The 13,321-nt window shown below is 57.5% G+C and carries 11 protein-coding genes; 4 read left to right on the top strand and 7 right to left on the bottom strand.

All coding sequences use genetic code 11. The features are described 5' to 3' along the window. Positions 1 to 7: 7 nt before the first annotated feature. Positions 8 to 262 carry a colicin E3-like toxin immunity protein gene (locus ACN28Q_RS03460; RefSeq protein ID WP_095845047.1) on the top strand — a complete coding sequence of 85 codons (255 nt, stop codon included), beginning with the start codon at positions 8 to 10 and terminating at the stop codon, positions 260 to 262. A 263-nt stretch (positions 263 to 525) separates the two neighbouring features. On the opposite strand, the gene ACN28Q_RS03455 is transcribed toward ACN28Q_RS03460, so the two are convergent. Beyond that, positions 526 to 2,034: an acyl CoA:acetate/3-ketoacid CoA transferase gene (locus ACN28Q_RS03455; protein ID WP_095845046.1), complete on the bottom strand. Its 1,509-nt coding sequence runs from the start codon at positions 2,032 to 2,034 to the stop codon at positions 526 to 528. A gap of 205 nt (positions 2,035 to 2,239) precedes the next feature. On the opposite strand from ACN28Q_RS03455, the gene ACN28Q_RS03450 reads away from it, so the two are divergent. Beyond that, positions 2,240 to 3,268 carry an aldo/keto reductase gene (locus tag ACN28Q_RS03450; RefSeq protein WP_095845045.1) on the top strand — a complete coding sequence of 343 codons (1,029 nt, stop codon included), beginning with the start codon at positions 2,240 to 2,242 and terminating at the stop codon, positions 3,266 to 3,268. Positions 3,269 to 3,340: 72 nt separating this feature from the next. On the opposite strand, the gene ACN28Q_RS03445 is transcribed toward ACN28Q_RS03450, so the two are convergent. The 5 genes from ACN28Q_RS03445 to ACN28Q_RS03425 all read right to left on the bottom strand — a co-directional run bounded on the left by ACN28Q_RS03445 (position 3,341) and on the right by ACN28Q_RS03425 (position 9,089). Beyond that, positions 3,341 to 4,384, bottom strand: a complete 1,044-nt coding sequence (locus ACN28Q_RS03445) for a zinc-dependent alcohol dehydrogenase (RefSeq protein ID WP_095845044.1) — start codon at positions 4,382 to 4,384, stop codon at positions 3,341 to 3,343. A gap of 15 nt (positions 4,385 to 4,399) precedes the next feature. Beyond that, on the bottom strand, positions 4,400 to 5,416 hold the full coding sequence (locus ACN28Q_RS03440; protein WP_095845043.1) for an ABC transporter permease: 1,017 nt from the start codon (positions 5,414 to 5,416) through the stop codon (positions 4,400 to 4,402). A 20-nt stretch (positions 5,417 to 5,436) separates the two neighbouring features. Then, positions 5,437 to 6,942 carry a sugar ABC transporter ATP-binding protein gene (locus tag ACN28Q_RS03435; protein WP_095848898.1) on the bottom strand — a complete coding sequence of 502 codons (1,506 nt, stop codon included), beginning with the start codon at positions 6,940 to 6,942 and terminating at the stop codon, positions 5,437 to 5,439. Positions 6,943 to 6,947: 5 nt separating this feature from the next. Beyond that, positions 6,948 to 7,910 (bottom strand): ABC transporter permease, encoded by a 963-nt coding sequence (locus ACN28Q_RS03430; RefSeq protein ID WP_095845042.1) that lies wholly within the window; start codon positions 7,908 to 7,910, stop codon positions 6,948 to 6,950. A gap of 63 nt (positions 7,911 to 7,973) precedes the next feature. Further along, positions 7,974 to 9,089: a sugar ABC transporter substrate-binding protein gene (locus ACN28Q_RS03425; RefSeq protein WP_095845041.1), complete on the bottom strand. Its 1,116-nt coding sequence runs from the start codon at positions 9,087 to 9,089 to the stop codon at positions 7,974 to 7,976. Between the two features lie 482 nt (positions 9,090 to 9,571). On the opposite strand from ACN28Q_RS03425, the gene ACN28Q_RS03420 reads away from it, so the two are divergent. Both ACN28Q_RS03420 and ACN28Q_RS03415 read left to right on the top strand, forming a co-directional pair. Beyond that, a complete protein-coding gene (locus ACN28Q_RS03420) occupies positions 9,572 to 10,351 on the top strand; it encodes a 3-ketoacyl-ACP reductase (RefSeq protein WP_095845040.1) in 780 nt (259 codons plus the stop codon). A gap of 20 nt (positions 10,352 to 10,371) precedes the next feature. Then, complete coding sequence (locus ACN28Q_RS03415) at positions 10,372 to 11,532, top strand: glycerate kinase (RefSeq protein WP_095845039.1); 1,161 nt, start codon at positions 10,372 to 10,374, stop codon at positions 11,530 to 11,532. Between the two features lie 45 nt (positions 11,533 to 11,577). On the opposite strand, the gene ACN28Q_RS03410 is transcribed toward ACN28Q_RS03415, so the two are convergent. After that, positions 11,578 to 13,251, bottom strand: coding sequence for an acetolactate synthase large subunit (locus ACN28Q_RS03410; protein ID WP_095845038.1), 1,674 nt, complete (start codon positions 13,249 to 13,251; stop codon positions 11,578 to 11,580). Positions 13,252 to 13,321 lie beyond the last annotated feature (70 nt).

The raw sequence follows: 13,321 nt of genomic DNA, 5'->3' as shown, positions 1-13,321 counted from the left end.
TAACATTATGGGCATAAAGATAAATTTAACTTGGTTTGATAAAAAAAACGAAGACTTTATTGGTGAAGAGTATTCTCCAGATTTAGGAGATGATGATACCGTCATTGAACAGACGGTTAATCCAAAAGAGAACATCATTAACAATGGCGGCTTTGATGTTATTCCTGCTTGGGTTCCCTACCTTCAGAAATACCTGATTCATCAAATTGATCTGGGCAAATATGACTATCAAGTGTCATTCGATTACCGCGATCAATGGTAACCCGCCCCTCCCCTCCGGACGAGGGGAGTTTTTATGCTTTCGGCGAATCTGGCCGGTTTATCCGGCCATTGACTTGTATTTTCCAACCTCGCCTTCAGAGATTCAATTTCATCCATCAGCGCTAAAATTGCCTCATGGTGCGGTGCGACTGCTGATCCGACAGTGTCGATTGCCAGCAGATTATCGATAACCTCACCGTCTCTTGTGATTAGCGCCCCGTAATGCTGGGCGCCTGGGGCTGTATACCGCCTAACGGTCTGCGTTCACAGGGCAATGTCCTGCACGTTGTCGATTCTGGGGCGGAACTGCATGCGCTGCAAAATATCCTGTTCCAGATCGGTGCCTTTTACCTTGCCAATCAGCGCCAGCCCTTCGTCGGTCAGTTTGAAAATGGCGCGTTCGGTAATGTAGATCACCTCCTGGCCACGTTTTAACGCTTCCGGGCCGCTGAAGGTGATATGGCGGACCTTTTCAACCAGCTTGGGCAACTGGCCGTAAGATTCGATATGCAAGGCATCGCCGCGTTGGGCAACCGCCAATCCCTTGGCCTCAAAGGTGCCGCAGAACACCACCTTTTGCGCGCCGCAGGTGATGTCGATGAACCCGCCGGGGCCGACAATGGTATCGCCCAGTTGCGAAACGTTGACATTCCCCTCTGCGTCCATTTCGCCCATGCCGAGGAACGTGATGTCCAGCCCGCCGCCGCTAAACAGATCGAACTGATCGAGCGAGCTGACGATCGCATGCGGGTAGCGCGCGGCGCCAAACAGGGCGCCGTCCAACAGCTCGCCGTTATGGATGCCTTGTTCCACCATCTCCCAGCAGGAATCCACCACTGTTTTATCGGCCATGGCCGAAACGCCGCCGGGAATGCCGAAACCATAGTTGATGCGCATATTGGGCCGCAGTTCGCGTGCGGCCAGTGCAGAAACGATGCGCCGAATCCCCTCCGGCTGCACCGGCGGGCTTTTTTGCTCCGGCGGTGCGGCCTGGCCGGAGATCGCCGCATCGTATTCGCCCAGGTAGCTCTGCTGCTGCTGCGGATATTCAACCACATAATCCACCATCACCCCAGGCACACGGACCTTGCGCGCCGGGGTGAAGTGGGCCTGCTGCAGCGATTTCACCTGGGCAATCACGATCCCGCCCGCGTTGTGGGCCGCCAGGGCGATGGCGTAAATATCCAGATCGGCGGGTTCTTCGCTGGTGGAGATGTTGGCGTCCAGATCGGCCTGCGAGCCGCGGATAATCGCCACGTCAATATGGAACGGCTTATAGTGCAGGTAGGTTTTGCCATCAAGCGTGATCCGCGTAACGATCTCTTCCTGGGTGAGGGTATTGCATTTGCCGCCGTTATGGATGGGATCGACAAAGGTGCCCAGGCCGACGGTGGAAATTACCCCCGGCCGGCCGGCGCCGCTTTCCCGGTAAAGCGTCATGATGATGCCGGTGGGCAGGCAATAGGCTTCTATTTCGTTATCGCGCGCCATTTTTTGCAGCTCCGGCGCCCAGGACCAGTGGCCGCCGATAATGCGCTTAACCATGCCCGGCAGGGCCATGCGGCCCAGGCCGCTCCCTTTGCCGTTGCCAATGCCCAGCGCATGGATCAGCGTCAGATTCCGCGGGTGCCCGGTTGTGCGGTAGCGCTCGGCCAGCGCCGCCATCACGTAATCCGCTTCCAGTAAACCGCCGCCTGAACCGGTAAAAGCAACGGTGGCGCCATCTTTGATCCGCGCTACCGCATCGTCCACCTGCACCAACTTTCCACTCATGGTCCTTTTCCTCTTCAACAGGGCTTCACAATAAAATTACTAACTGGTTAGTTACCATGTCAAGAAAGAGCAGGGCGGGCAATGGGAAAAATAACGCTTTGCAGGCGAGTTAACATTTTTAAAACATATCTTCTTATATAACTATCCTGTTAGTTATTTGTATGCTGAATGTGAATCTCTTTTTCTCCCGCACAGGAGCCGTGATATGAATCCAGCAAAGAAGCGTTTTTTGGGCCGCACCGGCATTGAGGTAACGGCGATGGGGTATGGCGCCGCGCCCATCGGCAATATATTCAGGCCGATCAGCGAAGCCGAATCCGACAAAATGATCCACCTGGCCTGGGAAAACGGGATCCGCTATTACGACACCGCGCCGATGTATGGGCATGGGTTAAGCGAAGCGCGCGTCGGGCACGGGCTGCGCTGGTATCCGCGCGATGAGTTTGTGCTGTCGACCAAGGTCGGGCGTTTGCTCAAGCCGAAGAAACGGGCGGAAATCGACTCCGGGGTATGGGTGCAGCCGTTGCCGTTTGAGGCGGTGTTTGATTACAGCTACGACGGCACGATGCGTTCGATCGAAGACAGCCTGCAGCGCCTGGCGCTGGAGCGCATCGACATTGCGTTTATCCACGATTGCGATGTTTATACCCATGGCGAACGGCAGCCGCACTATTTCCGCCAGGCGATGGAAGGCGCCTACCGTGCACTGGCGCAACTGCGCGATGAAGGCGTGGTGAAGGCGATTGGCGTGGGGGTAAACGAATGGCAGATATGCCATGCCGCGCTGCAGCAGGGCGATTTCGATTGCTTCCTGTTGGCCGGGCGCTACACCCTGTTGGAACAGGACGCGCTGGATGACTTCCTGCCGCTGTGCGAAGCGCGCAACGCCGCGGTGGTGGTCGGGGGCGGGTTTAATAGCGGCATTCTGGCCACCGGCGCGGTGGAAAACGCCAAATACAACTATGGGCCGGCCAGTGCGCAGGTGCGGCAGAAAGTGGCTGAAATCGAACAGGTTTGCCGCCGCTATCAGGTCAGCCTGCCGGCCGCCGCTCTGCAGTTCGTGCTGGCGCACCCGTGCGTGCCGACCATCGTGCCCGGTACCCGCGATGCGGCGCAGCTGCAAAATTGCCTGGAGTGGATTGCGGCGCCGATAGCGGATGATTTCTGGCAGACGTTGCGCGAACAGGGCCTGTTGCATGAGGCCGCGCCCACGCCCGGCGCGGTATCGGCCTGAAACAGCGCGGGGGCGGCCTGGTTCGGCTGCCCCCGCTGATGACGCTTTGCCGCTCGCGCGGCAAAGCGAGGCTTAGTTAGCGGCGATTTGTATCTGCATTTTCAGGTACTTCGGCGCGGCTTTCAGCTCGTCGAACACCTGCTGAATATTATCCAGTGGCCGAATGCCCGAGCAGAACGGTTCGGTATCAAAGCGCTGGTGGCTCAGTAACTGCAGCGCCTGATACATATCTTCCCCCATCCCGGCCACGCTGCCCTGAATACCTTGTTCCTTCAGAATGATGTCATGCGGTTTAACCGCAATGTCGGTGGCTGCATCGGTCAGGCCGAATGCCAGCAGCCGCCCGCCGGGGCGCATAAAGGTCAACGCCTGTTGGTACAGCATCGGGTGGCCGACGCTTTCGATCACCACATCGGCGCCGCGCCCCTGCGTCAGGCTTTGAATGCGTTCCAGCGCCCCTTCGGGGTTGGTGATCACTTCATCGGCGCCGCAGCGTTTCGCCAGCTCGGCGCGCTGCGGGTTCAATTCCACGGCGATAATAGGCGCGGCGCCCAGCAGGCGCGCCAGTTGAATATGCATGTTGCCGATGGCGCCGGCGCCGATGATGACCACGGATTCGGCAACGCTCAGGCGGATTTTTTTGTGGGCGCGCACCACGCAGGAGAACGGCTCGGTCAGGCAGGCTTCGCTGTAGGACAGGCTATCTTCGATCGGGATCACCAGGTGCGCCGGCACCGCCACGTATTCGGCAAAGGCGCCGTTGCGATGGATGCCGATTTGCTGCACGTCTTTGCAGTTGAGGATCTCATTGCGGCGGCAGTAAAAGCAGTGGCCGCAGCCGATATTGATATCGGCGATCACCCGTTGGCCCAGCTTGATGCCGGAAACCCGTGCGCCGGTGGCGGCGATCTCGCCGGCAAACTCGTGGCCCGGGATTAACGGCAGTTTGTCCGCCGAGTAGTGGCCGTTGAAAATGTGCATATCGGTGCCACAGACCGAGCAGTGCGAAACGCGAATCAGCACCTCGTCGTCGCCGCATTCGGGCACGGCCACCTGCTGGATCTCAAAGTGGTGCGGTGCGGTCAGCACGGCGGCTTTCATTGTGGCTGGGATCATAAATTTTTCCTCTATTTATTTTACGGTAATCATTTTTGAACGGTCGATAGTGAAAGCGATGGCAACGATCATCAGCGCGCCGAAGAAGATTTGCTGCGCCTGTGCTTCCACGTTCAAATAAGTCATGCTGGTTCGTATAACGGCCACGATTAACGTGCCGATCAGCGTATTGAGAACCCCGCCGACACCGCCGGTCAGCGGCGTGCCGCCCAGCAACACGGCGACGATGGCGGGTAGCAAAAACTGGTCTGCCATGGTCGGCGAGGCGCCGGAAAGGCGGGCCGCCAACAGGATGCCGGCGAAAGCGGAAAACGCGCCGGCGATGGCGAAGGTAATAATTTTCACTTTCATCACCTTCACGCCGCTGGCCCAGGCCGCGGCTTCGCCGGCGCCGATGGCCTTCATTTGGCGCCCGAGCGTGGTTCTGCGCTCAACGAACAGCGCGCCGAGCAGCAACACCGTGGCGATCACGATCTCGTTAGGGAGGCTAAACAGGGTGCCGGTCATCCAGCCGACGGTTTCGTTGCGTATATCCGCCGGAATATAGAAGGCGCGCTGGCCCGAGAGCACCTGGCCGGTGGCGTAGGCCACGCCGCCGATCGCCAGAGTGGTGATGAACGAAGAGATTTTAAAGCGCGTGTGCACCCAGCCGGAAATGCAGCCGAACAGCGCGCCGCCCAGCAGGGCGACGGGCAGCGCCAGAATGCCGATCTGCGTAAGCAGCACCACCAGCACCACCGTCGACATGCTGGCGATCGATTGCGCCGACAGATCGATGCCGCCGATATAGATAACGAACGTCATGCCCAGCGCCATGATAAACAGCGTAGAGGCATCTTGCAGCAGCTGGAATAGGTTATTGAGCAGGAGAAAATCGGGGTTATACAGGCTCACCAGCATAACCAGAATGGCCAGGGTCAGGATCGGCAGGTAACGTTTTAGTGTGTCGAACGAAACAGCATCCAGGCGTTTTTTGCTCTGCGCCGGGTTGGCGGCGGCGAGGACGAGCGGCTCGGTACGATTAATTTTCATCGGGGTCAGACCTCTGTAATCTATACGATATGCTGCAACAAGTCATATTGGCCGGGGGGATTGGCCCCACAGCAATCGAACTGCTGCATCCGCTTGCCATCCTTAAACACGATGATGGTATGGGCGAGGCCGATGGCCTCTTCCAGTGAATCGGCAATCAGCAACACGCCGCACTGTTCGTCGGTGAAATCACGCACCAGATCGTACACATCCTCCTTGGCGCCGATATCCAACCCTCGGGTGGGGTGATCGAGCAAAATGATCGTGGCGCCCGCGGTGCGCCATTTGGCCAGCACCACCTTTTGCTGGTTGCCGCCGGAGAGTTTGCCGCATTGGGTATCAATGGACGCTGTTTTGACGGCCAGTTTCCTGACCCATTCCTGCGCCAGCCGGCGCTCGGTGTTTACCGCCAGCACGCCGGCGCGCGCGTAGTCGTGCAGGTTGGCCAGCGTGATGTTTTCCGCCACCGACATGCCTTCCACAATACCTTCGACTTTGCGTTCGCGGGGGATATAACCGACCCCCCGGCTGATGCTGTAGGCCGGGGAAAATGACTTAACCGGTTTGCCATAAATCGTGACTTCGCCTTGTTCGGGCTGCGCCAGGCCAAAAACGGTGCGAATAATTTCTTCGGTGCCAGCGCCTTCGGTGCCCACCAGCGCTAATACTTCCCCGGCGTGCAGGCGTAATGAAATATTGCTGTAGTGGCCCGGCAAACTGATATTTTTTAGCTCGAGTAATAATTTCTCGGCGTTATAAGCCACTTTCCGATGTTCACGAAAATAACGCTGATCAATATCACGGCCGACCATTTTACGCTGGATTGCCGCGACGTCAAATTTATCACGTGTGACCATGTCCATTATTTGCCCATCTTTCATGACATAAATGCGATCGGCCAGGTTAATAACTTCATCCATTCGGTGCGATACAAAAATAAATGAAGCGCGGCTGGTTAATTCGCGCACTAAATCGAAAAGAATATCAATCTCTTTTGCAGGTAATACCGATGTTGGTTCATCAAGTAAAATAATCAGCTGGCCATCGCTGCGTTCTTCCAGCGTCAGCACTTTGGCAAGCTCAACCAATTGCCGTTGGGTAAAAGACAATTCGGCGGTAATGGTTTTTGGATCGATATCCAGCTTTACCTTGGCCAATTGCTGGCGTGCGGCTTTCGCCATTCGCTTCCAGTTAATCACGCCCAGGGTTTTAAACGGCTGCTCAAAACCCAGAAAAATATTCTCCATCACCGTCAGGTTGGCGATCAGCGATTGTTCTTGAAACACCATGCCGATGCCTTTCATCATGGCTTCGCGCGGCGTGCGCAGTACCACCGGTTTACCGTCGATCAGCACCTCGCCGCTGTCATGTTGATAGGCGCCGTAGATAATTTTCATCAGCGTTGATTTACCCGCGCCGTTCTCGCCGACCAGCCCGACGATTTCGCCGGGTTTTATTTGCAGGTTGATGTTTTGCAAGGCAATCACGCCGGGGAAGGTCTTTCCTACATTTTTGAATTCAAGCATGATGATCACTTCACAATTTGTAAGCGTTTACGCTGGGTAACCAGCGCCACGGCCACAATCACCAGGGCGCCCAACACCCCCTGCTGGATATAGGTGGGGAAACCCACCAGGACCATGCCGTTGTTGATAACGTTGATGATCAGCACGCCGATCAACGTTTGCCAAATGCCGCCGTTGCCGCCCATCAGCGAAGTGCCGCCGACCACCACCGAGGTAATCGCCACAAAGGCGTAGCCATCGCCCAGGTTGCTGGCCACCGAACCCAGGCGGGCCACGGCGAAAATCGCTCCCAGGCCATAGAACGCACCGGCCAGCGCAAAGCCCAGCACGCGGATACGATTAACGTGCAGCCCCGAGGCATAGGCCAGGTGCTCACCGCCGCCCACGGCATAGAAGTTGCGCCCGAGCGCGGTGTACTCCTGGATAAACCAGGCGGTAAAAAAGCCGATCCAGGCCAAATACACCATCAGCGGGAAATCAAGATAACGCTCGGTCAGCAGCAGGCGGAATACCGGATCCGCCAGCGGAATACGCTCCCCGCCAGTGATCACCATGGTGGCGCCCACCAGGCTAAAGCCAACCCCCAGGCTAACCAGAAAAGAGGGGATTTTAAGTTTGATATGAATAATACCGGTCAACAGCCCCAGGCCGGCGGACAATAATAAGGTAGCCGGAATAGCGAGATAACCCAGCCCGGTAAATCCTCCCCAGTGAATCATCATCATTGCCAGCAATGCGCCGCTGAATGCTAAAACGCCCTCAATGGAAAGGTCGATTGAGCCCATGATAATGATAAAGGTGATGCCTAATGCGACCATTAACGGCGCCGCGGTGGCGGTCATAATACGTGAGAAATTGCGCATGGATAAAAAGCTGGGGTTAATGGCGCTAATTATTATGCAGAGCATTAATAACACCATCACCGGCGCCCATTTGCGCAATAGGTCTTTAACATGCAATTGTGACATATTCCACCTTTTATAAAGGTATTATTAACAAGTAGCGATTGATCCTTGGCGTGTGGCAACGGTTTATAAGTTGCGATATTTAATTTGTCCTTCTGACTGCGCCCAATAATTATTCCAGTCAACGGTTGGGGTGTTGTCGATATTTTCCTTGTACCACTGTTGAGCGTCATTTTTGGTAATCAACACCGTGGGGCCATAAAATTCGCGGTGTTCGTGGGGTTCCGCCGAAGGTTTAAAACTGCCGATAGCGGCATGGTGCGCCAACGACAGCGCGATGCCGCCGGCCCAGTAAGGGCTGGTGCTGACGGTACACAGCACCTCGCCTGCGATGCACAGCTTGACTACGTCGGGGGTGCCGTCGTAGGACACAATCGGGATCTGCCCGGCCAGGCCTTCGGCGCGCAGCGCTTCGATAATCCCGAGGGTCATGCTGTCGTTGGCGGAGAAAATGCCTTTAATGTCGTCGCCAAAGCGGGTCAGCATGGTGGCCATCATGTCATTGGCCTTGGAGGTGCTCCAGTCGGCATCCTGCCAATCGAGCAGTTTGATCTCCGGGTGTTCCTTCAATTTTTGCATCAGCCCGGCCTTGCGCTCAATGGCCGGAATGTTGGAGGCGATGCCGCCCAGCCCGACAATACCGCCGCTGTTGCCCATCGCTTCAAACAGGATCTGGGCGCACTGTTGCGCCGGTTCGTAATCCGACCAGCTAATGTGGCACACATAGTTATCGCCGAAGTCCCAGGGGTGCAGATCGTCGGTTTTGTTCCAAATGGTACTGATGAAAGCGCCGCGCTCCTGGCAGGCCGTCACCACCGCGCGGGCGTTGGGGGCATCGTTGGCGTCGGCGGCCAGCGCCAGTTTCCCCTGGGTTTTGGCCAGCAGCGCTTTGACATCCGAAAGCACTTTTTCATTGTTCCCGCCGTTGATCAGGCTGACCATATCGGCGTTCTGGCTTTGGGCATAGGCGCGCCCGCCGGCGGCAATCGCATTCCAGTAGTCGTTGTCGGGATCGCGGTAGCCCCAGGCGAGGGTGAATTGTTGCGTGCCGGCAGCAAAGGCTTTCGACAACGGCGCGCTCAGCGGTAATGCGGCTACGCTCCCCAGGCCGAGCGCGCTTTTCAGAATAAATTCACGGCGACTAACCACGCTTTTTTCGATGAAATTTTTAATAAATGACATGGCGTTGGTTCCTGTTGTGGTGAAGCCTTCGGGTACAGTGGGTAGGGTGTTTTTTTATTTACATGTAAGTAACTAATTACTTACAAGTGATGATATAACACCCAGGTGATCAAATGGCAATTCTCCCCGGCGGCGGTGTTTATTCCTGCCTGAATCGTGATTTGTTTTTTAGTTAACTCGCTGTTTTAAAAATGGTTAGTGGGATTTTTTATAGCGGATGGCATAGCGCGTTTTTCCCTCTTTGGTCGCTGGGGAAATAAGCTAGTTTTATGATTTTAATGATTTTTATTATCGGCTTGGTGGCGCCGGGTTTTACCTGTGTTTGGGATATCAATCACAAAACATCGGCGAATCAACGCTAACAGTTTCATATCCCTGCAATAAGGATCCTAAACAAGATAAGTAAGTAACTATATATTTACAAAATGGCGATATTGGCGCTATGCTTCCTGGCACTTTTATCAAACATTTAGGTAACAGTGATGGAACAACAGACTCAACAGGTGGCCTTTATTACCGGCGGCGGCCGCGGTATCGGTTTTGAAATTGCCTGGCAGTTGGCGCAGGCCGGTTTCCACATTGCGCTGAATGACTATCAGGATTCCGATGAGCTGCGCGCCGCGGTTGCGCGCCTGGCCGGCTGCGGCGTGCAAGCGATGGCGGTGCCGGGGAACGTGGCGGATATCAGCCAGCATGCCGCGATGCTCGAACGGGCGGAGGCCGCGTTGGGGCCGCTAACCACTTTTGTGAATAACGCCGGGGTTTCGGTGTTGCAGCGCGGTGATCTGCTTGAGGTTACGCCGGAAAGCTACGATCGCTGCCAGGCGGTTAACACGCGAGCGGCGTTTTTCTTTTGCCAGGCGTTCGCCAGGCGCTTGCTGGCGGGCCCGCTCGCGGCGCATCTGCACTACAGTCTGATCGTTGTCTCCTCGTCAAATGCGGTGGCGGCCTCAATCAACCGCGGCGAATACTGTGTTTCCAAGGCGGGCGCCGCCATGGTGGCAAAACTGTTTGCCGGGCGGTTGGCCGAGGCCGGGGTGCAGGTATTTGATATCCAGCCCGGCCTGATCGTGACGGAAATGACGCAGCCGTCGCTGGCAAGCTACCAGCAGCGGGTTGATGCCGGGCTGACGTTGCTCCCCGCGCTGGGCACCCCAGGCCAGATCGGCACGATCGTTAAAACCCTGGCCAGCGGCGGCATGCCTTACCTGACCGGGCACACCATTAGCGCCGACGGCGGTATGCTGGTGCCACGTTTCTGACGCACAGGGAGGGCGGGCCGATGAAAGTGATTATTGCACCAGACTCTTTTAAAGAAAGCCTTGGCGCCAGTGCTGTGGCAGAGGCGATCGCGCGCGGAGTGCAACGGGCAATCCCGGGGGTGGAAACGGTGAAGCTGCCCGTGGCGGATGGCGGCGAAGGCACCGTCGATGCGCTGTTGGCGGCCACTGGCGGCCGGAAAGTGCCGGTGCCGGTCACCGGGCCGCTGGGGGAACCGGTGGCCGGATTTATTGGCCTGTTGGGCGATCGGCAGACGGCAGTGATCGAAGTGGCCGCCGCCTGCGGCCTGCAATGGGTGGCGCCGGAAAGCCGTAACCCGCTGCTGGCCACCAGCTTTGGCGTTGGGGAACTGATCCGCGTGGCGCTGGATCATCAGGTGAGCAACATCATCATTGGGTTGGGCGGCAGCGCCACCAATGATGCCGGCATCGGCATGTTACAGGCGTTGGGCGCCCGTTGCCGAAATGCGCAGGGTGAAGAGATCGCCCGCGGCGGCGGGGCGTTAAACGCGCTGGCGGCGATCGACACCCGCGGGCTGGATCCGCGCCTGCGCAACGTGGCGCTCCAGGTGGCCTGCGATGTGACCAACCCTCTGGTGGGGCCGCGCGGCGCAACGGCGGTTTTCGCGCCGCAAAAAGGGGCCACGCCGGCCATGCTGGCGCAGTTGGAGGCGAATTTGCAGCATGTTGCCGCTGTCATCAGCGCGCAAACCGGCCAGCGTATTGCCGATTATCCAGGCGCGGGCGCCGCCGGTGGGCTGGGCGCCGCCCTGATTGCGGTGTTGGGCGCGCATATGCGGCCGGGGATCGAGGTGATCCTGGATGCGTTGGATTTTGATAATCAGCTGCAGGGCGCCGATCTGGTGATCACCGGGGAAGGGCGCATTGACGCGCAAACCGCCAACGGCAAGGCGCCGGCGGGGATAATGCGCCGGGCGGCGGCGCAAGGTTGCCCGTGCGTGGTGCTGGCCGGCAGTCTGGGCGCCGGCTATGAACAGTTGTATACGTTGGGGTTAACGGCGGCGTTTTCGCTGGTGCCTGGGGTGATCGCCTATGAGCAGGCGCTGCGTGAGGCAAACAGTTTGCTGGAAAGCGCCGCCTATAATCTTGCGGCGCTGTGGCTGCTGGGCGCCGAACGGCAAATCCTGCCGGTGGGCGGCTGAACCCGGCTGCGCCCCTGCCGGTGTCTGACAGGGGCGCGGCAGGGCTTACAGGGCGATGCTAAGCTGGCCCAGGGTGTTAATCAGGTTCATGTTTTCGCTGTAATCGACCGGGCAGGCGATCACCGAGACGCCGTTTTCCTGCAGGGCTTTTTCCAGCGTCGGGCGCAGCGCCTGCGCGCTGTCAATCAGGTAGCCTTTGGCGCCAAAGCTTTCGGCGTATTTCACAAAGTCCGGGTTGGTGAAATCCACGCTGTCGTGGGAGCCTTCTTCGATATCCATTTTCCATTTGATCAGGCCGTAGCTTTCATCAACCCAGATCAGCACCGTCAGTGGGATCTTTTCGCGCACCGCCGTTTCGATTTCCTGCGAGTTCATCATAAAGCTGCCGTCCCCCATCACCGCCAGAACCTGGCGTTCCGGGCAGGCCAGCTTGGCGCCAATTGCCCCCGGTAGGGAAAACGCCATGGTGGACAAGCCGTTGGAAATCAGGCAGGTCAAGGGTTGATAGGTGGGATACAAACGCGCCATCCACATTTTTATCGCCCCGGTATCCGCCAGCACGATATCGTTGTCGCCCATTACGGCACGGATATCGGCAACGATACGCTGCGGTTTTAGCGGGTAATCGCTGCTGGCCTGGCCTTTTTTCAGTTCATTGCCGAGCAAATCGCGGATCTTCGCCACGTTTCCCTGCGCTTTCAGTGGGCTGTCGCCCAGCTTCCCGGCCAGCGCCGCCAGGCACAGGCCGATGTCGGCTTCAATGCTGACGTCCACGCTGTAATGCGCATCGGTGTCTGGTGAAAACGTATTAACGTGAATGATTTTTTTATCGCCGTGCGGGTTCATGCGCTCTGGGGCAAACTCTTGCAGCTCATAACCGACGGATAAGATCAGGTCCGCTTGATCAAAGGCGAAGTTTTCATAGTCGTGCTGCATAAACCCAATCACCCCCAGCGCCAGAGGATTGCGATCGCTAATCACACCCTTGCCCATAAAGGTAGTGGCGACCGGAAGGTGGTAACGCTCGGCAAAGGCTTCCAGCGCCGGCGCATAGCCGGTTCTGGCAACCCCGTGCCCGGCCAGAATCACCGGGTTGCGCGCGGCACGCAACAGCGCCACGGCGCTTTCGACCGAGGCCGGAGAAGGGTAGGTTTGTGTGGCGCGGGTTGGCGTTAATGGCCGTAGCTCTGCGGGCATGACGGCGCTTTCCACATCCTGCGGGATCGCCAGGTAGGTGGCGCCGGGGCGTTCCTCCTGCGCCAGCGCAAAGGCCTTGCGCACCATTTCCGGCACGGCATGCGGCGTCAGCACCACATCGGCCCATTTGGTGATCGGTTTGAACATGGAAACCAGATCGACAATCTGATGCGACTCTTTATAGATGCGATTCAGGCCGACCTGGGCGGAAATCGCCACCAGCGGGCTGGAATCGGTTTGCGCATCGGCGGTGCCGAGCAGCAGGTTGATGGCGCCCGGCCCCAACGTGGCCGTGCAAACCCCGGCCCGGCCGGTTAAGCGCCCGTAAATATCCGCCATAAAGGAAGCGCCTTGCTCATGGCGCACCAGAATGAAACGGATATGTTCGGACGCGGCGACGGCGCGAACCAGTTTGATATTTTCCTCGCCGGGGATGCCAAAGACGTATTTAACGCCTTCGGCTTCCAGACAAGAGACAATAAATTTTGCGACATTCTTCTGTTTGCTATTCGGTGTGTTCATCTCAACTCTCCGTTAAAGAAGGTGTGTACCCTGGCGGCTTTGCGCACGGGCCAAGGCCCAAATAACCGTG

The organism is Gibbsiella quercinecans, assembly GCF_002291425.1.
GTDB lineage: Bacteria > Pseudomonadota > Gammaproteobacteria > Enterobacterales > Enterobacteriaceae > Gibbsiella > Gibbsiella quercinecans.
This window is presented reverse-complemented; position numbering and strand designations above follow the sequence as displayed.